21 protein-coding genes are annotated in these 19,120 nt (G+C 72.0%); 9 read left to right on the forward strand and 12 right to left on the reverse strand.

The genetic code is table 11. The features are described 5' to 3' along the window. Positions 1–530: 530 nt before the first annotated feature. From KBX46_RS04265 to KBX46_RS04275, 3 genes are all read left to right on the forward strand, one after another. On the forward strand, positions 531–1,484 hold the full coding sequence (locus KBX46_RS04265) for an ECF subfamily RNA polymerase sigma factor, BldN family (protein ID WP_088950340.1): 954 nt from the start codon (positions 531–533) through the stop codon (positions 1,482–1,484). A gap of 281 nt (positions 1,485–1,765) precedes the next feature. Continuing rightward, positions 1,766–2,644 (forward strand): DUF5667 domain-containing protein, encoded by an 879-nt coding sequence (locus tag KBX46_RS04270; protein ID WP_374224941.1) that lies wholly within the window; start codon positions 1,766–1,768, stop codon positions 2,642–2,644. Positions 2,645–2,773: 129 nt separating this feature from the next. Further along, positions 2,774–3,643 carry an HAD family phosphatase gene (locus tag KBX46_RS04275; RefSeq protein ID WP_088950341.1) on the forward strand — a complete coding sequence of 290 codons (870 nt, stop codon included), beginning with the start codon at positions 2,774–2,776 and terminating at the stop codon, positions 3,641–3,643. Between the two features lies 1 nt (position 3,644). Here the strand turns inward: KBX46_RS04275 and KBX46_RS04280 are convergent, their stop codons facing one another. The 10 genes from KBX46_RS04280 to KBX46_RS04325 form a co-directional block, all read right to left on the reverse strand. Beyond that, on the reverse strand, positions 3,645–4,502 hold the full coding sequence (locus KBX46_RS04280; protein ID WP_088952038.1) for a lysophospholipid acyltransferase family protein: 858 nt from the start codon (positions 4,500–4,502) through the stop codon (positions 3,645–3,647). Positions 4,503–4,800: 298 nt separating this feature from the next. Then, complete coding sequence (locus tag KBX46_RS04285) at positions 4,801–5,874, reverse strand: NAD-dependent epimerase/dehydratase family protein (protein ID WP_088952039.1); 1,074 nt, start codon at positions 5,872–5,874, stop codon at positions 4,801–4,803. 122 nt (positions 5,875–5,996) lie between these two features. Next, positions 5,997–6,098, reverse strand: coding sequence for a 30S ribosomal protein bS22 (locus tag KBX46_RS04290; RefSeq protein ID WP_007465623.1), 102 nt, complete (start codon positions 6,096–6,098; stop codon positions 5,997–5,999). Between the two features lie 270 nt (positions 6,099–6,368). Beyond that, positions 6,369–6,578 carry a helix-turn-helix domain-containing protein gene (locus KBX46_RS04295; RefSeq protein ID WP_007465625.1) on the reverse strand — a complete coding sequence of 70 codons (210 nt, stop codon included), beginning with the start codon at positions 6,576–6,578 and terminating at the stop codon, positions 6,369–6,371. A 212-nt stretch (positions 6,579–6,790) separates the two neighbouring features. Further along, entirely contained in the window at positions 6,791–7,975 is a 1,185-nt protein-coding gene (locus KBX46_RS04300) for an ABC transporter permease (RefSeq protein WP_210791030.1), read from the reverse strand. Continuing rightward, positions 7,972–8,925 (reverse strand): ABC transporter ATP-binding protein, encoded by a 954-nt coding sequence (locus KBX46_RS04305; RefSeq protein WP_210791032.1) that lies wholly within the window; start codon positions 8,923–8,925, stop codon positions 7,972–7,974. The genes KBX46_RS04300 and KBX46_RS04305 overlap by 4 nt, the downstream gene beginning before the upstream one ends. Next, complete coding sequence (locus tag KBX46_RS04310) at positions 8,922–10,313, reverse strand: efflux RND transporter periplasmic adaptor subunit (RefSeq protein ID WP_210791034.1); 1,392 nt, start codon at positions 10,311–10,313, stop codon at positions 8,922–8,924. The genes KBX46_RS04305 and KBX46_RS04310 overlap by 4 nt, the downstream gene beginning before the upstream one ends. An 84-nt stretch (positions 10,314–10,397) precedes the next feature. Further along, the gene (locus KBX46_RS04315) at positions 10,398–11,687 is read right to left on the reverse strand and encodes a hypothetical protein (RefSeq protein WP_210791036.1); all 1,290 of its coding nucleotides are present in this window, start codon (positions 11,685–11,687) and stop codon (positions 10,398–10,400) included. 44 nt (positions 11,688–11,731) lie between these two features. Further along, the gene (locus tag KBX46_RS04320) at positions 11,732–12,532 is read right to left on the reverse strand and encodes an alpha/beta fold hydrolase (protein ID WP_210791037.1); all 801 of its coding nucleotides are present in this window, start codon (positions 12,530–12,532) and stop codon (positions 11,732–11,734) included. A gap of 105 nt (positions 12,533–12,637) precedes the next feature. Beyond that, entirely contained in the window at positions 12,638–13,558 is a 921-nt protein-coding gene (locus KBX46_RS04325) for a proline dehydrogenase family protein (RefSeq protein ID WP_088950347.1), read from the reverse strand. Positions 13,559–13,707: 149 nt separating this feature from the next. On the opposite strand from KBX46_RS04325, the gene KBX46_RS04330 reads away from it, so the two are divergent. Genes KBX46_RS04330 through KBX46_RS04340 form a run of 3 tightly spaced genes read left to right on the forward strand, consistent with a single transcriptional unit; the run spans position 13,708 to position 15,755 of the window. After that, positions 13,708–13,980, forward strand: a complete 273-nt coding sequence (locus KBX46_RS04330; RefSeq protein WP_231927149.1) for a hypothetical protein — start codon at positions 13,708–13,710, stop codon at positions 13,978–13,980. Position 13,981: 1 nt separating this feature from the next. Next, positions 13,982–15,148 carry a glutathionylspermidine synthase family protein gene (locus KBX46_RS04335; RefSeq protein WP_210791039.1) on the forward strand — a complete coding sequence of 389 codons (1,167 nt, stop codon included), beginning with the start codon at positions 13,982–13,984 and terminating at the stop codon, positions 15,146–15,148. Positions 15,149–15,167: 19 nt separating this feature from the next. Beyond that, complete coding sequence (locus tag KBX46_RS04340) at positions 15,168–15,755, forward strand: CGNR zinc finger domain-containing protein (RefSeq protein WP_088950349.1); 588 nt, start codon at positions 15,168–15,170, stop codon at positions 15,753–15,755. A 29-nt stretch (positions 15,756–15,784) separates the two neighbouring features. On the opposite strand, the gene KBX46_RS04345 is transcribed toward KBX46_RS04340, so the two are convergent. Together KBX46_RS04345 and KBX46_RS04350 are read right to left on the reverse strand one after the other, a co-directional pair. Beyond that, positions 15,785–16,591: a sugar phosphate isomerase/epimerase gene (locus KBX46_RS04345; RefSeq protein ID WP_088950350.1), complete on the reverse strand. Its 807-nt coding sequence runs from the start codon at positions 16,589–16,591 to the stop codon at positions 15,785–15,787. 75 nt (positions 16,592–16,666) lie between these two features. Beyond that, entirely contained in the window at positions 16,667–17,611 is a 945-nt protein-coding gene (locus KBX46_RS04350; protein WP_088950351.1) for a Ppx/GppA phosphatase family protein, read from the reverse strand. An 80-nt stretch (positions 17,612–17,691) separates the two neighbouring features. On the opposite strand from KBX46_RS04350, the gene KBX46_RS04355 reads away from it, so the two are divergent. From KBX46_RS04355 to KBX46_RS04365, 3 genes are read left to right on the forward strand one after another with little or no spacing between them, the layout of a single operon-like run. Beyond that, on the forward strand, positions 17,692–18,489 hold the full coding sequence (locus KBX46_RS04355; protein ID WP_210791435.1) for a hypothetical protein: 798 nt from the start codon (positions 17,692–17,694) through the stop codon (positions 18,487–18,489). Positions 18,490–18,524: 35 nt separating this feature from the next. After that, positions 18,525–18,725 carry a CopG family transcriptional regulator gene (locus tag KBX46_RS04360; RefSeq protein WP_145790112.1) on the forward strand — a complete coding sequence of 67 codons (201 nt, stop codon included), beginning with the start codon at positions 18,525–18,527 and terminating at the stop codon, positions 18,723–18,725. Further along, on the forward strand, positions 18,725–19,108 hold the full coding sequence (locus tag KBX46_RS04365) for a type II toxin-antitoxin system death-on-curing family toxin (protein ID WP_210791041.1): 384 nt from the start codon (positions 18,725–18,727) through the stop codon (positions 19,106–19,108). Before KBX46_RS04360 ends, KBX46_RS04365 begins: the two co-directional genes overlap by 1 nt. Positions 19,109–19,120: the final 12 nt, after the last annotated feature.

Genomic DNA, 19,120 nt, shown 5'->3' on the forward strand with positions numbered 1-19,120 from the left:
GCTCCACCCGCGCCGCACTGCGAAAGTCCCATGAACGGGACTCACCTGTGTGCCACCGGCGGACCGTCCAGGTCCTGTCGATGGGACGGGCAGCACCGTCCACAGACGCCTCGGCCAAGCAGGCGCGCCACTCGACGCGGCGGCCCAGCCGAACGGGCAATCAGCCCCCGACCAGGTGATCCATCCTGGAACACCGCGCCGATGCAAAGTCAAACGCACACGACGGACAACCGGTCCGCCACCGGTGCGGCGGAGCGGGAAATACTTCCGCCTTGTGTAACGGACTTGCCACGCGCGGGTGACGTTGGCCCTATCATCACTCGGGTCGGCTCACCCCATTTGCCGTGAGTCGACACCCCTCAGCCCGAGGAGGCCCCCGTGCCTGTGAGCGCATTGGACCAGCACCTCCAGGGGAATTGCCGCCCGCCGGCAACTCCCATGACCGTCCTGCCCGACCGGGATCCCGGTCGGCCCGTCCCGATGACCTACAGACCGGCCCGTCCGGTGGCCAACGGGACGGGGGCAGCCCGGTGACCACCTTCGGTTACGCGGAACGCCCGCTCGGCCTGACCGGTCAGCCGGCCCGCTCCCACGTCAACGAGCGGCCCATGGCCCGTTCCCCGCTGGACGAATCACACGGCACCGCCGTGCGGGGCGACGGCGCGGCGCATCGGACACGCAGCCGGCCACACCACAACGAACCGACGCCACGGCCCGCGGTGCCGGGCGGAAACGGTGGACCGCCCGGGGGTCGCGTCGCCGTACCGCCCCGGCCGTTGCCAGCGCAGGGTCGTCGGGTCAGCGACACACCAGCGGTGACCACCGACCCGGCGGCGGGTGAGACAGCGGTGATCCCGGCAGTGCCGGCCACCACCGCCACCACCCCGACCGGCTTCCCGAGCCGCCCGGACCCGTCCGACCCGGCCACCGAGGTCTGGACGCTGATCGAGCGGGCCCAGGCCGGCGAGTCCGAGGCGTTCGGTCTGATCTACGACCGGTACGTGGACACCGTGTTCCGGTTCGTCTACTTCCGGGTCGGCAACCGGCAACTCGCCGAGGACCTCACCTCGGACACCTTCCTGCGCGCGCTCAAGCGGATCGGCAGCTTCACCTGGCAGGGCCGCGACCTCGGCGCCTGGCTGGTGACGATCGCCCGCAACCTGGTCGCGGACCACTTCAAGTCGGGCCGCTACCGACTGGAGGTCACCACCGGCGACGTGCTCGACGCCGACCGGGAGGACCGGGGCCCGGAGGGCAGCCCGGAAGCCGCGGTGGTGGAGCACATCACCAACGTCGCGCTGCTCACCGCCGTGAAACAGCTCAACCCGGAGCAGCAGGAGTGCATCGTGCTCCGCTTCCTCCAGGGCTTCTCGGTCGCCGAGACGGCCCGTGCGATGGGCAAGAACGAGGGCGCCATCAAGGCCCTCCAGTACCGGGCGGTTCGCGCCCTGGCCCGCCTCCTTCCCGACGGCTTCCAGCCGTAGATTGTTTCGGCGGGGCCGATGGACGCCGATCAACGTCCTTGCAGGTCAGAGTCGGTCCCGCCCGGTGACGACGATCACTTTCTGTAATTTCCGGCCCGCCAGGCCCGTAACCCGTGCCCGGTCCGCCGCGTTTCTCCGGGTGCGACCGGTGGATGTCCTGGCAGGCCCGGGACACCGAGGTCCGACCGGCACGCCGGCGGCACCTCACCTCCGTGGTGTCACACTGCCGCCCGGTCGCTGGCAACGACCGCGGCCGACCGGCCGTGACCAGCGAGAGGGAGGTGCCTGCGGTGGACAACATCCTCTTCTCCCGCCGGCGCGCCGAGCGCTTCGCGCAGCTTCTCGACGAGGCCAACGGCGCTCGACGACACCACGTGCGATCCCGGGTGGACGGTCAACTCGCGCCGCTCGTCGCGGTGGGTCAGCAGCTCACCGTCGACCCTCCGGCTGTCGAGGTGAACCCGGACTTCCGTACCGGCCTGCGGGCAATGCTGCTCGCGACCGCCGAACGCGAAGGACTGGGCACCGCACCGGCGGCCAGCGAACCAACCACCACGACGACGACCCGCGGGCGGCTGCTGCCGGCGGTCACCGCTCGGCGGGCCCGAGCCCGGGGCGCGATCCTGATCGGCATCGCGGCCGGCGCCATCGCAGTCTCCGGCATCTCCGCCGCCAGCGAGAACGCCGTGCCCGGCGACGCGCTCTACGGCATGAAGCGCTCGACCGAACGCGCGCAACTCGCCCTGGCCAGCTCGGACATCAGCCGCGGCCAGCTCTTCCTGGACTTCGCCCGGACCCGGGTCGGTGAGGCAGCCAAGCTGCGCGGCGACCGGATCGGCTACAGCGCGGTCCTCGACGACATGGACGCCGACACCCGGCAGGGCGTACGCCTGCTGACCGCCGCCGCCGTGCAGCGGGCCGAGCCGGGCAGCCTGGACACACTCAACACCTTCGTCTCGGGGCAACGCCGGGCGGTGAGTGGCCTGCTCGACGGGGGCACCCGCGCCGACCGGGCCCGGACCCAGCGGTCGCTGGTCCTCCTGGACACCATCCGGGAACGTTCGGATGCGCTGCGCGCGGCAATCGCCTGCGGCCTCCCGGCCCCGACCGCCAGCGACACCCTCGGCCCCAACCCGAGCGCCTGCCCCGGGGCGCGCTGACCCGCACCCCCCTATACCGCAGGTCCGACCGGCCGCGCCACAGTTCGTTCTGTGCTCGGCCGGTCGACCGTATCCGGCGGCTACCCTTCGCTGGAAGGCATCCGTCGTACCGGTGAGGAAGGGAGTCGCGTGGCGCGCAGCCGTAAGGTGACGGTCAGCACCGACGCCGAGGGGCACACTGCGGGCTGGGCGGAGACCGACCTGGCCCCGGCCACCGCACCGGATTCGACGGCCGCGGCGTTCTTCGACGTGGACAACACCATGATGCAGGGCGCCTCGATCTACTGGTTCGCCCGTGGGCTCGCCTCCCGCAACTACGTCACCACCTCCGACCTGGCCCGGTTCGCCTGGCAGCAGCTCCGGTTCCGGCTGCTGGCCCGGGAGCACGCCGGTGACATGTCGCTGGCCAAGGAGGCCGCGCTGGCCTTCGTCCAGGGCTGGCGGGTCGACGAGGTGGAGCACCTCGCCGAGGAGATCTTCGACGAGATGATGGCTCCCCGGATCTGGGCCGGCACCCACCAGCTCGCCCGAGGTCACCTGGGCGCCGGCCAGCGGGTGTGGCTGGTCAGCGCGGCGCCGGTGGAGATCGGCCGGGTGATCGCCGCACGGCTCGGCCTGACCGGTGCCATCGGCACGGTCGCCGAGATCGTCGACGGGGCGTACACCGGGCGGTTGGTGGGTGACCTGATGCACGGGCCGGCGAAGGCCGAAGCGGTCACCCAGCTCGCCGCTGTGGAAGGGCTCGACCTGACCCGCTGCGCGGCCTACAGCGACTCGGCCAACGACCTGCCGCTGCTCCGTGCGGTGGGCAGGGCGGTGGCCGTCAACCCGGACGGCAGCCTGCTGCGGCAGGCCCGCCAGCACGGCTGGGAGGTACGGGACTTCCGCACCGGCCGGCGCGCGGTCAAGATCGCCGTGCCGTCGACCGCGGCGGCCGGTCTGGTCGCCGGCGCGGTCACCGCCGGCCTGGCGTTGCAGCGCCGCCGTCGCGCCGACTGACTCAGGGACCGAACGGGTCGGGCCGTCGCTCCAGCAACGTGTGCAGGGTCTGCTGGATGGTCTCCCGCACCTGGTCGGCGAGGTTGAACACCACCAGCGGGTCGTCCGCCGAGTCGGTCAGGTGGGCCGTCGGGATGGGCGGGCAGAACTCGATCAGCCACTTGCTGGGCAGCGGCACCATGCCCAGCGGGCCGAGCCACGGGAAGGTCGGCGTGACCGGGAAGTAGGGCAGCTTGAGCAGTCGGGCCAGGGGCTTGATGTCGGCGAGCATCGGGTAGATCTCCTCGCCACCGACGATGGCGACCGGCACGATCGGGGTGCCCGTGCGCAGCGCCGCCGAGACGAAACCGCCCCGCCCGAACCGTTGCAGCTTGTACCGGTCGGCGTAGAGCTTGCCGATCCCCTTGAAGCCCTCGGGGAACACACCGACCAGGTCTCCCCCACCGAGCAGCCGCTCGGCGTCCGGGTTGCAGGCCACCGTGCCGCCGGTCTTGCGGGCGAGCTCGGACACCACCGGCATCCGGAAGACCAGGTCGGCGCCGAGCAGCCGTAGGTAGCGGTGGGCAGGGTGCTTGTCGTGCAGCGCAGCCGAGAGGATCAACGCGTCCAGCGCCACCGTGCCCGAGTGGTTGCCGACCACCAGTGCGGGCCCGTCGACCGGCACGTGCTCCACCCCACTGACCTCGGTGCGGAACCAGTCCCGGTAGAGCAGCCTCAGCAGCGGGTGGAAGACCGCGTCGGTCAACTCCGGGTCGAAGCCGAACTCGTCGACCTCGTAGTCGCCGGCGAGCCGTCGGCGCAGGAACGCCAGGCCGTTGGCGACCTTGCGGTCCCAGTGGTCCCCCGGCCGGTCCGCCACGGCCGGCGGGGTGCCACCCGGCGTCGATGCGTCGACAGGGGCGCCCGCGTCCGCGCCGACGGGCTCGTCGGTGGCCGCGGTGTCGACCTCGTCGGCCGGCGTGGGCGTCGGTGTCGGGGCGACCTGCGCCGCCGGCCGATGACCGTTGCGCCGCGCCGGGTCCGCGTCCGCTGCGGGCGACTGCTGGGGTACGTCGAAGCGCCCGACCCCCTGCGGGTCACGCCCCTCTGCCGGCCCGGTCATGACGCCACCTCGGTTCGCGACTGCGCGGCTCGTACAACCGGCTGACTCCTCGCGCTCATGGCCGCTCCTGAACCGCGGAGCGGACCTGCCGGATGCCGTCCAGGACGAGCTGCTCGGCAACGGCCAACTGGCCCCGGGTGACCACCACCCCACCCTGGTGGGCGCGGATGAAGTCCTCGAACGCCTTGGCGGTGGAGCGGGGCGTGAAGCCGTACTCCTGCTCAAGCCGGCTGGTGTCGACCACCCGGCCGTGCACGAAGAGGTCGACCTGGTCCAGACCGTAACGGCCGAAGCCCATGGAGCGGGCCAGCGCGGCGGCACCGGAGAGGCCCGGTTCCAACACCGGCACGGCCACCCGTCCCGCTCGCCGGATCGCCTGGGACAGCGACAACACCCCTGGGCCGGCGACGTTGTACGTGCCCGGGTGATCTTCCACGATCGACCGGTGCAGCACCTCCAACGCGTCGTCGAAGTGCAGGAACTGCAGACGGGGGTCACGGCCGAAGACGGTCGGCACGAAGGGCTGCGCGAAGTAGCGGGTCAACGTGGTGTCGGCGGTCGAGCCGATGAACGGCGCGAAGCGCAGCACCGTCGCGGTGACGTCGGACCGACGGCGCCGGAAACCGCGGACGTAGCCTTCGAGGTCGAGGATGTCGCGGCCGAAACCGCCGCGCGGGACCTCGCGTGGCTCGGTCTCCTCGGTGAAGACCGCCGGGTCCCGGAACGACACCCCGTACGCGGCGGTGGACGAGCGGACCACGATCTTGCGCAGCCGAGGTGCCCGTTGGCACGCAGCCAGCAGGTGCATGGTGCCGATGACGTTCTGGTCCTTCATGGCCGACCGGCCACCGTGCTGCGGGTCGGGAGAGCTGACCAGTGCGAGGTGCACCACCGCGTCGACGTCCAGGTCGGCGAGGAGCCCACCGAGCGCATCGTTGTCGACGCGGATCCGTTCGACCCGGTCGAGCAGGTCGGTGAACTCGGTGCCCGAGTCCGGTGCGTCCACGCCGATGACCCGCTCGATCCGCGGGTCGGCGGCGAGTCGGGCCGCCACGTGGGCACCCAGATAGCGGCCGACCCCGGTGACGACGACGACCCCCGGGGCACCTGAGGTGCCACCGGGGGTCATCTGACGCACCTACCCCGGCAGGATGGACCGAGCCGGGACGACCACGGCCTGATCACCTGAGCCTCCGGGGGTCGACAGTTTGGCAAGCGACGCCGAACGCCGGGCTCTGAGCCCGGCGGCGATCACTTGCCGAGACGGCGACGCTGGACGCGGGTCTTGCGCAGCAGCTTGCGGTGCTTCTTCTTAGCCATGCGCTTACGGCGCTTCTTGACCACCGAGCCCATACGACAGCCTTTCGATACAACGTTCGGGGCGGACCGGATGACACCACGCAGGTGGCGACGGCGACCGCTTGCGGACAACGGACCGGACCAGTCTGGGCGGCGGGACGCACCGGTGGGGTCTCGGTCGGGCTCCAGGGTAGCCGGAGAGCGTCAGCCGGACCAACGCGCCCCCGTCGGGGCCACCTTTCGCTCGCGCCTGCGGGGCTCGCAAGCTCACTCCTCGCGCTCACCGATGCCGGTCACAAGGCACCTGGAGGGCGGAACGGTGGCTCAGGCGGTTTCCTGAAAAGCACCCCGAAGATATTCGTGCACCGCATGCTCGGGCACCCGGAATGAGCGGCCGACCCGGACGGCGGTGAGCTCACCGCTGTGCACCAGTCGATAGACCGTCATCTTCGACACCCGCATGACCGTCGCCACCTCAGCGACGGTCAGGAACTTGACCTCCGACAGCCGTCCGTCGGACTGCGACCCGGCCATGGCTCACCGACCCATCCCATGCCCGGCGCGTGCCAACCCGACGGATGCTCCGGGCCGGGCCGGCGACGCGCGTGTTACCAGTACGGTAGCGGGGCGGTTGTGACCGGCGCGATCCCTTCGTACAACTGATCATGCTTCGATCGCTGGTTCACCCGATCCGTGCTCCCGGTATCTGCCCGCCTGAGACCGCCGTCCGATTGCTTCGACCCTGCTCATTCGGCGCGCAGCGCGACCACCGGGTCGAGCCGGCCGGCGCGCTGCGCGGGCACGACCCCGAAGACGATGCCCACCACCGCCGAGACCCCGAAGGCGAGCGCCAACGACCACCAGGTGATCGCGGCGGGGATCGGCGACAACTCGTTGACCAGTAGGGCGGTCCCCACGCCCAGCGCCATCCCGGTCAGCCCGCCGATCGTGGTGAGCAGCACCGCTTCGAGCAGGAACTGCACCCCGATGTCGCGCGGGCGCGCGCCGACGGCCTTGCGGAGCCCGATCTCCCGGGTCCGCTCCCGGACGCTGACCAGCATGATGTTGGAGACGCCGACGCCGCCGACCAGCAACGAGATGCCGGCGATGGCGGCCAGGACGCCAGTGAGGACGCCGAGGATGTCGCCGAGCACACCGAGGATCTGCTGCTGGGTGACCGCGCTGAACTCGGTGTCGGGGTGGCGGCGGTTGAGTTCGGCGACGATCCGTTCGCCCAGTTCGTCGATGCGCTCCCGGTCGGGTGCCTTCACCGCGATGCCGTCCACCCGCTGGGTGCCCCACAGTCGCTGCGCGGCGGTCACCGGTACGTGCACCTCGTCGTCCCGGTCGACACCGAGGCTCTGCCCCAGTGGCGCGAAGACGCCGATCACCCGGAACCGCACCCCGGCCAGCGCCACCTGCTGGCCGAGCGGGTCCCGGTCGGGGAAGAGCGCGCGGGCCACCGAGTCGCCGAGCACCGCCACCCGCCGACTGGTGTCCACGTCGGTGCCGGTGAGGTAGCGGCCCCGGGCCAGCGACCGGGTGAACACCGCCGGGGTGGTTTCCAGCACCCCCTGCACGGTCGTGAAGTCCGAGCGGGCGCCGGCTCGTGCGGTCGCACCGGAGGCGACAGTGACCGCCACCCGGTCCGGGTCGCCGACAACCCTGGTGACGGCGTCCACGTCCTTGAGGGTCAGCGGCGAGACCACCGGCGCGTTGCCCACCTCGATCCGGCCGGGGACGACCAGCAGCAGGTTGGAGCCGAGGCCCTCGACCTGTTGCTCGACCTTCTGCTTGGTGCCGGTGCCGATGGCCACCAGCAGGACCACCGAGGCCACCCCGATGATCACCCCGAGCATGGTCAGCGCGCTGCGCAGCCGGTTGGCCCGTAGGGCGTCCAGTGCCACCCGCCACGCCTCGGCGACCCTCACGTCGCACCTCCGGGCCGCTGGACACCGGGCTCGCCCGGGTCGGCCCCGCGCGGAAGGCGCCCGGTGGCTCCGGCGGCGCCACCGGAGCCACCGGACGGGTGCCCCGGACCGCTTCCGGACGCGGACCGGGGCTCCGCGCTGGGAGCGGGGACCAGTGTCGCAGGTCGACCGTGATCAACGGACGGCGGTCGATCATGGTCGGAGTGCGGGTCGTCGCCGTCCGCGTCCGCCGGGCGTACGACCGCGGCGCCGTCGGCCGCGGCGCTGTCCGCCACGACCGCGCCGTCGCGCATCGTGATCCGGCGACGCGCCCGCGCCGCCACCTCCTGATCGTGGGTGACCATCACCAGCGCCACCCCGGACTCCGCGTTCAGTCGCTCCAACAGCTCCAGCACCGCCGCGCCGGTGACGCTGTCCAGGTTGCCGGTGGGCTCGTCGGCCAACAGCACCGTCGGTTCGGTGACCAGCGCGCGGGCGATGGCGACCCGTTGCTGCTCACCGCCGGACATCTGGTTGGGCCGGTGGTCCAGTCGGTGCCCGAGGCCGACGCGGCCGAGCATCGCCGCCGCCCGCTCGCGGCGCTGCCGGGCCGACACACCCCGGTAGACCAGCGGCAGGGCCACGTTCTCCACCGCCGAGGTACGCGGCAGCAGGTGGAACGCCTGGAAGACGAACCCGATCGTCTCGTTGCGCAGGGTCGCCATCTCCGGCGGGGTCAGCGCGTTGACGTCCCGCCCGCCGATCACCAGACGACCACCGGTCGGCCGGTCCAGCCCACCGAGCAGGTGCATGAGCGTGGACTTGCCCGAGCCGGACGGGCCGACCAGGGCCACGTAGTCCCCCGGTTGCACGACCAGCGACACCCCGCGCAACGCCTCCACGGACACCCCTTCGAGGTGGTACGTCCGGGACACGTCCACCGCCTCGATCGCCGGCGGGGCGCCGGTCACCGCACCTCCTGGCCGTCGCGCACCTGGTCGGTGCCGCGCACCACGATCCGGTCACCGGGTTGGACACCGTTGAGGATCTGCACCAGATCCGACCCCTGGACGCCCACGGTCACCGCCGCCCGGCCGGCCCTGCCCTCGCGGACCACCCAGACCGCGTCCCGGCCGTCGGCGGAGAACACCGCCGAGGCGGGAACGGTCACCGCGTCGGCTGCCTCGCGGACCCGCAGGTGGACGATCGCGTTCATGCCCGGGCGGGGCGTGGGGGCCGGCTCGTCCTCGGCCAGCTTCCCGGCGCCCAGTGCGAGGCGCACCCGGTAGCTGACCCCGCCCTGCGCGGAGCTGGTGGGCAGCACGTCGACCGAGCGGACGGTGGCGTCGTAGCTGGCGCCGGTGACGGCGTCCAGCTCGACAGTGGCCGTCACACCGGCCTTGACCAGCAGCACGTCGGTCTCGTCCACCTCGGCGAGCAGCCCCAACTGCCCGGTGTCGACCACGGTCAGCACCGGCGTGCCGGCGGTGACCCGGCCGCCGACCGCGACCGCGTCGTCCACCCCGGCCGGCGGTCCACCCTGGCTGGGGGCCAGCACCGACGGGTCGAGGCCCGCGGCCTGAGCGCCACCGGCCTGCTCCAACAGCCCGGCGAGGCCTCCGGTCCCGCCGCCGCCGGCCCGGGTGCCGCCGGGTTGCACCACACCGGCGATCGGAGCGCGCAGGGTCAGCGCGTCGACTGTCGACTTCGCCAGGTCGTACCCCTGCTGGGCCTGGAGCCGCTGCGCCGCGGACAGCGCGCCGACGGCGGAGTTCAGCCCGCTGATCCCCCGCTGCACCGCGCGGACGGCCTGGTCGGCGCTCCGGGCGGCGGCAGCGTACTGCCGCTGGGCGGACGTCACCTGGGTCAGCAGCGCGTTCTTCAACTGTGGGTCGGCGATCTTCTCGGCGGCCTTCCGGGCGGCGTCGAACGCCTCGTTCGCGGCCTTGTCGGTGTCGCGCCGGCTGCCGGTCAGGTCACCCGTCGAGACACTCCGCCCGGCGCGCTTCGCCGCGTCCAACGCCTCCTTCGCCTGCCGCAGCCGCTGCTGGGCGGAGGGCGAGTCGACCACCGCGAGAACCTGGCCACGCTTCACCGACTGTCCCGGTTGGACGCGCAGGCTGGACAGGGTGCCGTCGGCGGGAGCGGTCAGGGTGGCTGCGGCCCGGGCCGTCACCGTCGCCGGCGCGTCGATGACCTCGCTGACCGGGTTGCGGGCGGCCGAGGCGAGCGCGACAGGCGGCTGGTCGTCACCGCACGAGGCGGCGGTGGTGGCGGTGAGGACGGCGACGGCGGTCAGGGCGATGAGCAGGCGGGGCCGCGTGGTGCTGGCGGGCCGCGGCAACTGAGGGCGGCGCACCCATCGATGGTACGACCAGCCGTCCCGCTGACCGCGAGCCGCTCGGTCACTCCCGCCCGAAGGCCCTGGACGACGAGGTGTCGGTCAGGCGGTGGCGGCGCGGACGTACGCGACGCACTCGTCGTGCAACGTCGACCACTGCTCGCCGAACGCCTTCTCGGCGGCCACGTCGAGGGTCCTGCGATCGTGCACCACGGTCTTGAAGAAGGTGAGCAACCGCAGCGGCCCGTACCGGTCGACGAGATGCCGAACTGCCAGGTAGCCGATGCCATAGCTGGCGGCGACCCGTTCGGCGGAGGCGTCGTCGGCGGGGTTGATGCCCTCCAACTGGCCATCCCAGCCGCCCCGGACCAGTTTCCGCACGTCGGCGATCCCCTCGTACCGGTCGACCGCCTGGCCGCCGGCGCCGGCGAACTCGGCCAGCCCTTCCACCAGCCACCAGGTGTCCTTGCCCGGGTAGCCGCGCTCCGGCAGTGAGGCCGCGTGGGTCAACTCGTGCCGGAGCAGGTCGTCGGTGCCGCTGCTGGACAGCCCGTCGGCGTTGAGCACCACCTCGTGGTGCCCGCCGCCCACTGTCACGGCGTAACCGCCGGTCCACTCCGGCCGGTCGCCGCCGTACCAGCGTTTCCACTCGTTCCGGCCGGCGTAGAAGATCCGGTAGCGGTCCGGCGGCGAGCCGGTCACCGCGTACCCGTCGGCGACCCTGGCCGCCGCCTCGGCCTGGGCAAGCAGGCCGGGCAGCTTGCCGCGCAGCGCCGGGGTGGTGGCGACGATGGTCCGCGCGCCGATCGCCACGGCCAGGTCGCTGATCTCCCAGGGGCGGGTGCCGGTCTCCACCGACCTGGATTCCTCCATGGCGACCAACCGGGGCTGGTCGCCGTTCTCCCGCCAGCGGGTGCCGATCAGCACCGGGCTGGGCTGGCAGTTCGGTGCGACGAAGCAGTACTGGAACCGCACCAGGAGCCGCCACTCGCCCGGCTTGTCGGTGATCGGCGCGGGCAGACCGCTCGGCTCGGCCCGCCAGACGGTGACCTTCAGCCCGCGTAGGGCGGCGAATCGGCGGCGCAGGTCACTGTGCGCGGCGGGGTCGGCGACGGCGAGGAAACCGGCGCGGTCGCCGCCGAGCAGGGCAGTGGACTGCCGTTGAAGCTGGGCGGTCATCCGGTCGGCCAGCCCTCGGGCCACCGTGGTGGCGGGATCGTCGGCCGTCGAGACGCCGGCCCGGCTGATCGTGGACCGGGTGCCGTTCTCCCGGATCACTCCGACGACGAGCAGCGCCGGCAGGCCACAGCCCAGCAGCAGGAAGACCACCACGAGCACCGTCCACAGCGGCCAGAGCCGCCGTGGTGCTGGCTGCTGCACCCCGTCAGTCACCCGCCGAAGGGTACGACCAATTGCTGAGAGGGGCGAGGCCGACCCTAGGCGTCGGTGCACACCGCCAGGAAGCCGAGCAGCTCCTCCGCGGTGCGCTGCGGCCGGTCGGCGTGCGGGTAGTGGCCGGACTCCTCGATCATCCGGGCCTCGGCGGTGCGGAAGAGCCGGCGGGCGGCCCGGGCCTCCGCGCCCGGGTCGGGGAAGTCCGGATCCCTGGAACCCATCAGCACCAGCACGGGTTGCCGGACCTGGGGGGCGCGGGCCGTCCAGCGCGGCTCGGCCGGCGCGATCACGCCGCGCGTCGCGGCCATCCGGCCAGGTTCACGCAGGTTGGCCACCATCGACCGGCGGTACGCGGCGTCGTCGGCGGGCCGGTGCACCGGGAAGAGCGTGTTGTGGAACCTCCCGAACAGTCGCGGGCTGCGCAGCACTGCGGCCTGCGTCAACCGCAGCAGCGGGTTGAGCTTCGGCTGACCGACGAACGCGCCGATCTGCACGATGCCGGAGACCAGCTCCGGGGCGTCGGCGGCGGCGAAGACCACCGCCGCGGCGCCGGACGAGCTGCCGACCAGCACGGCCGGCCCGGCATCGAGGTCGCGGACCACGGCCAGCAGGTCGGCGCCGACCTCGGCCGGTGCGTACGTGGACCAGCCGGCACTGGACTCCCCGTGCCCCCGGACGTCGACTTGGGCGACCCGGTAACCGGCTGCCACCAGCAGTGGCGTGAGATGCCGGAAGCTCGCCCGGTTCTCCCCCATGCCGTGCACGAGGACGACCAGCGGGCCCTGCCCGTGCGCCTCGTACGCGATGTGTCCGCCGTCGCGCCGCACCTGGCCACTTGTCACAGCTCAGAAGCTAAGGCTCCTGGTCAAGGTCGTCACCCGGATCACGCGAAACGGGCCGGCGCCGACCCCGGGGGGGGCACCGCCGGCCCGTCGACCGATGTCGGGTTACTTCTTGGAGATCAGGGCGCGGCCGAAGAAGACCAGGTTGGCCGGGCGCTCGGCGAGCCGGCGCATCAGGTAGCCGTACCACTCGTCGCCGTACGGGACGTAGGTCCGCACTGTGTAACCCTCGCCCGCGAGGCGCGCCTGCTCCTCGGGGCGGATGCCGTAGAGCATCTGGAACTCGAAGCGCTCCGGCCCCCGGTCGAACCACCGGGCCCGGTCCTCACCGATGGCGATCATCCGAGGGTCGTGGGTGGCCAGCATCGGGTAGCCGTCGCCGGACATCAGGATGTTCATGCAGCGCACGTACGACTTGTCCACCTCACGGGCCGACTGGTACGCCACCGACTCCGGCTCCTTGTAGGCGCCCTTGCACAGCCGCACCCGCGACCCGGCCGAGGACAGCTCCCGGCAGTCCGACTCGGTCCGGCGCAGGTACGCCTGGAGCACCGCGCCGGTCGACGGGAAGTCCTTGCGCAGCCTGCCCAGCACCTCCAGCGTCGAGTCGGTGGTGGTGTGGTCCTCCATGTCCAGGGTGACAGTGGTGCCCGCCGCGTCGGCCGCCGCGCAGATCGCCCGCGCGTTGTCGTACGCCAACTGCTCGTCGAACATCTGGCCGAGCGCGGACAGCTTCACACTCACCTCGGCGGCCGGGGTCAGCCCCGCGGCGGCGAGCATCTTCAGCAGCTTCAGGTATTCGTCGCGGGTGGCGACGGCCTGCTCGGGGGTGACGGTGTCCTCACCGAGGTGGTCGAGGGTGACCGCGAGACCGTCGTCGACGAGCCCGCGGGTCGCGCGCAACGCGTCGTCGGTGGCAGCGCCGGCGACGAACCGGCGGACGACGTCCCGGGTGTACGGGGCAGTCGCGACGAGCCGCTCGACCTGGGATGACCGGGAGGCGGCGAGGATGACGGAACGGAGCATGAGCCGAGCGTAACGCCCCTGCCAGGGCCCCCGCCGAGGGGCGGCGGTGCGGCCCGCCCGGATGCTGGGAAGGGTCCGTTCCACAACAAAATCCCTCCTGACCCAGGGGCGGGACGGCGGCGGTGGCGCCGATCGGCTACAACGATGCCGTGGACCAACGCCCTCGCCGCCGGCTCCGGTCGGCCTCCGTGCAGCTCGGCGCGCTCACCGCGCTCGCGCTCGCCCTTTCCGGCTGCAACATGACCTCGGACGACGACGATGACGACGACTGCGCCCTCGGGCCCGTCGGCGGCGGCGACACCGTCGCGCTGGCGATGCGGGTCCCCGACTCCGCCGCCGGTCGTGCCGCACCGGAGCCGACCACCGCGGCTCTGCCCGATCGCGGCGGGTTCGGCACCCACCTCGCCTCCTGCGGCGGCTGACATGCGCCGTGTGACGGTCACACCCCGACCCGACTGGGACACCACCATCCGGGAGCAGGGGCTGGTCTACGTCGACACCGAGCTGCCGGACGGCGGGATCATGTCGTACTGGGACGAGACCGCCGCGTACGCCTTCGGCCTGGACGAGGTGCTGCGCCTTGAGGAAGCCACCGAGGAACTGCACCGGATGTCCGTGGCCGCCGCCGAGCACGTGGTGACCCACCGCCGGTACGCCGAGTTCGGCATCCCGGAGTGGGCGGCCGACGCGGTGGCCCGGTCACTGCGCGAGGCGCCACCCACCCTCTACGGGCGCTTCGACCTGGCGTACGACGGCACCTGGCCACCGAAGATGCTGGAATACAACGCGGACACCCCGACCGCACTGGTCGAGGCGAGCATCATCCAGTGGTACTGGCTGGAGGAGACCCGGCCGGAGCTGGATCAGTGGAACAGCCTGCACGAGCGGCTGGTCGGCGCCTGGGCCAAGATCGGGGCCGGGTTGCACGAGCGCCGGGTGCACGTGCTCTGGTCGAACGAGGAGGAGTCCGGCGAGGACCACATGACCGCCGGCTACCTCGCCGAGACCGCCCGACAGGCCGGCCTCGACGTCGAGTTGCTCCCCATTCAGAAGATCGGCTGGGACGGCCGGCGTTTCGTCGACGCCGACGACCTTCCGGTGACCACGTGCTTCAAGCTCTACCCGTGGGAGTGGATGCTGGCCGAGCCGTACGGGCCGGCGGCGCTGGCCCCGGGCACCCCGACCACCTGGATCGAGCCGGCCTGGAAGCTGCTGCTGTCCAACAAGGCGCTGCTCGCCGTCCTGTGGGAGCTGTACCCCGACCACGAGTACCTGCTCCCGGCGTACCTCGACTCGCCGCGCGGCATGTCCGAGTACGTGGCCAAGCCCCTGCTCGGCCGGGAGGGTGGCTCGGTGCGCATCGTCACCGCCGACGAGGAGATCACCAACCCGGGGATCTACGGCGACGAGGGCTGGTGCTACCAGGAGTTCCGGGCGCTGCCGCAGTTCGAGGGCAACCGGATGGTGCTGGGCAGCTGGATCGTCGACGGCGAATCGGCCGGAGTGGGGGTGCGGGAGAGCGCCAGCCTGATCACCGACGGCTACGCGCGGTTCCTGCCGCACTACATCGACGCGCCGCGCACCCCGTGAGTCGTCTACCGTTGGGGGCGTGAACTTCGACGCGTACGCCCGGACCGGTGTTGACCTGGTCAACGCCCGCCTGGACGACCTCGACGACCTGCGGGCCCTCTTCCCCGACGACAACGCCTGGATGCGCGACGAGGTCGCGGACCGGGACGTCGCGATTTTCCGACGGGCCCAGAAGCGGTTGCGCGACGTCTTCGAGTACGGCACCTCCGGGCGTGACGGCCAGGCGGTCACCGAGCTGAACGCGCTGCTGGAGGCGTTTCCGGTGCAGCCGCGCATCTCCGGGCACGACTCCAGCGACTGGCACATGCACGTCACCAGCCGGGGCGCCTCGGTCAGTGCCGAATACCTGGCCGGCGCGGTCTGGGGGCTGTCGGTCTGGCTCTGCGAGTACGGCAGCGCCCGGTTCGGGGTCTGCGCCGACGAGCGGTGCGGCAACGTCTACCTGGACACGTCGTCCAACTGCTGCCGGCGGTTCTGCTCGGAGCGGTGCGCCACCCGTTCGCACGTGGCGGCGCACCGGGCCCGCAAGCGGGCGGCAATCGGCGAGCAGGTGACGGTCGCCGCGCAGCCGACCGCCGGCGTCGACTCGCTCTCGCCGGTCAGCTGACACCGCCCCGCCCGGTTCGGGCGGACGGGTCAGACGTCGACAGGTGACGGCGCGGTCAGGTGCTGGCGGGCGAACTCCAGCGCGGCGCGCAGGTCGGCCTCGCGCACCGCGCGGCTCTTCGCGCCCCGGGTGGCGACCTCCACCGCCACCGACCCGGTGAAGCCACGCCCGGCAAGCGAGGAGAGCAGCTCACCGCACGGCTGGGTGCCACGACCGGGCACCAGGTGCTCGTCGCGGCCCTCACCGGTGCCGTCGCCGAGGTGCACGTGCGCCAGGCCGGCGCCCATCCGGTCGGCCATCTCCAGCGGGTCGCTGTGCGAGGCCGCGCAGTGCGACAGATCCAGGGTGTACGACGGGTAGCCGGTGTCGGTGGGATCCCAACCCGGGACGTACGGGACGAACTGCCGACCGGCCATCCGCACCGGGTACATGTTCTCCACGGCGAAGCGCAGCCCGGGGAACCGGTCCCCGACGGTGGCCAACCCCTCGGTGAAGTTGCGCGCGTAGTCCCGCTGCCAGGTGAACGGCGGGTGCACCACGACGGTCGGCGCCTCCAGCGTCTCGGCCAGCTCGGCGGCCTTGCGCAGCCGCTCCCACGGGTCCGGGCTCCACACCCGCTGGGTGACCAGCAGGCAGGGCGCGTGCACCGAGAGCACCGGCACGCCGTAGTGCTCCGAGAGGCCGCGCAGCGCGCCAACGTCCTGGCTGACCACGTCGGTCCAGACCATCACCTCGACGCCGTCGTAGCCGAGTGCCGCAGCCAGTTGGAACGCCGCCGCGGTCGGCTCGGGAAAGACCGACGAGCTGGACAGGAGCACGGGAACGCGGGAAGTCACATCAACCAGCGTAGCCCGGCAGCGCCCGGGACATCGTGACGAGCGCCGGCAAACCGACCGAAACCGGGAGCCCGCTCAGATCGGTTCGAGTTGATCCAGCCGACGGAGGATGACCCCCTCACGCAGCGCCCACGGACAGATGTCCAGCGAGTCCAGATCCAGGCGGCGCATCACCGCCTCGGCGACCACCGCGCCGGCCAGCAACTGGTGGGCCCGACCCGCACTGACACCCTCCAGCTCCATGAGCTGCGCCGGTGGGATGTGCCGAATGAACCCGATGACCTGCCGCAACCCGGCGCGGGTCAGGCTGCGACGCACCCAGAGCCCCGAACCGGACGGTGCCGCCCCGGCCAGTCGGGCCAGGGTGCGGAACGTCTTCGAGGTGGCCACCGTCCGATCCCAGCCGACCTCGGTCATCTGGTCGACCACCTTGTCCAGCCGGCCGTCCACGTACTCGCGGAGCTTCTCGACGGCCTCCGCCGACGGCGGGGCCGCGCTGGCCGGGTCGACCCGCAGTCGCTCCCGGGTCAGCCGGCCGGCGCCGAGCGGCAGCGAGACCGCGGCGGCAGGGTCCTCGTCGATCCCGGCGGCGATCTCCAGGGAGCCACCGCCGATGTCCAGCACCAGCAGCCGACCAGCCGACCAGCCGAACCACCGCCGCACGGCCAGGAACGTCATCCGCGCCTCGTCCGCGCCGGAGAGCACCGCCAGCCGTACGCCGGTCTCGTCCCGGACCCGGGCCAGCACGTCGGCCGCGTTGGTGGCATCGCGCACCGCGGACGTGGCGAACGCGATGAGGTCGTCGGCCTCCAGCCCGGCGGCCGCCGCCTTCGCCATGCCGACGGCCTTGACCAGCCCGTCGGCGCCCGCCTCGGTCAGCGCACCGTCGGGGCCGATCTGCTCGGCCAGCCGGAGCACCACCTTCTCGGAGTGCGCCGGCCACGGGTGCGCGCCGTGGTGCGCGTCAACCACGAGGAGGTGCACCGTGTTGGATCCAACGTCGAGGACACCCAGTCGCATGGTGAAGACCCTAGGCGCAACACGTTTGCGCGGCTCGCCGGCCTGCGGACGTCACCGCGCGTACGCTGGGCCGGGTGACGATGGAGCTCCGTGTGCTGGTGGACGACCCGGGCGATCCGCGCAGTCGCGAGGTGCCACTGGATTTTCCCCGGGAGTGGATCGAGTTCGCCGACCCGGCTGACGAGACGCACCTGATCCGGGCCGACCTGACCTGGCTGCTCTCCCGCTGGACCTGCATCTTCGGCAAGGGCTGCCACGGCATCATCGCCGGTCGGGCCTCCGACGGTTGCTGCTCGCACGGGGCGTTCTTCACCGACTCGGACGACGAGAAACGGGTCCGCAACGCCGTCAAGCGGCTCACCCCGGAGACCTGGCAGCACTTCCGGCGCGGGTTCAAGAACTGGACCGACGAGGACACCATCGACGGCAAGAACCCGGCCCGCCGCACCGCCACCCAGGGTGCCGAGGGCCCGTGCGTGTTCCTCAACGACGCCGACTTCGCCGGCGGCGGTGGCTGCGCCCTGCACGGCCAGGCGTTGCGCGACGGGGTGCACCCGTTGGAATACAAGCCGGATGTCTGTTGGCAGTTGCCGATCCGCCGCGATCAGGACTGGGTCAAGCGCCCCGACAACTCCAAGGTGCTGGTCTCCACCCTGTCCGAGTTCGACCGGCGGGGCTGGGGAGCCGGCGGGCACGATCTGGACTGGTGGTGCACCTCCTCGACGGACGCGCACGTCGGCGCCGAGCCGATGTACCTGTCGTACGGGCCGGAGCTGACCGCGCTGATCGGCGCTGCCGCCTACGAGCGGCTGGCCGAGCTGTGCGCGGCCCGGACGAAGCAGGGCATGGTCGCCCCGCACCCCGCCGACCAGATTTAGCAGATCTTGGTAGCAGAGTTGCTACCATTTTCGGCATGGCCATGACGCTGCGACTTGACGACGACCGTGAACGGCGACTCCGTCTCGTCGCGGACGAAGAGGCACGGTCGATGCACGCCGTCGTCGTCACCGCGATCGACGACTACCTGGCCCGGCGGAACGCCAAGGAGTTCGGCGACCTCGCCGACGAGATCATCGAGCGTCACGCCACGCTGCTCGCTCGCTTGGCGGAGTGATGACGGAGATCCGTTACCCCACGCTCGCTGACGTGGCGGGCATCGCCCGCAAGATCGGCGTTGGGATCAGGGACGCCGGCCTCGTCGAGTCGGCTGTGGCCCGGCCGCAGACGAGCGTGTTCGGGGAAGACGCCTACCCCGACCTGTGGACCAAGGCGGCTGCACTGCTGCACTCACTGGTCAACAACCACCCGTTCGTGGACGGCAACAAGCGGATCGGCTGGATCGTGGCGATCACCTTCCTGCTCCAGAATCACGCCGTCACCATCGCTCAGCTCGACGAGGTCGACCAGGACATCGCGTACGACCTGGTCATCAGCGTTACGGAAAGCCGGCTGACGGAGGTGGCCGAGATCGCCGCCGCGCTGCGCAAGCTGTTCTGAGCGCTCGGCGAC

The organism is Micromonospora sp. C81, from assembly GCF_018070425.1.
In the GTDB taxonomy this organism is placed as follows: Bacteria; Actinomycetota; Actinomycetes; order Mycobacteriales; family Micromonosporaceae; genus Micromonospora; species Micromonospora zamorensis.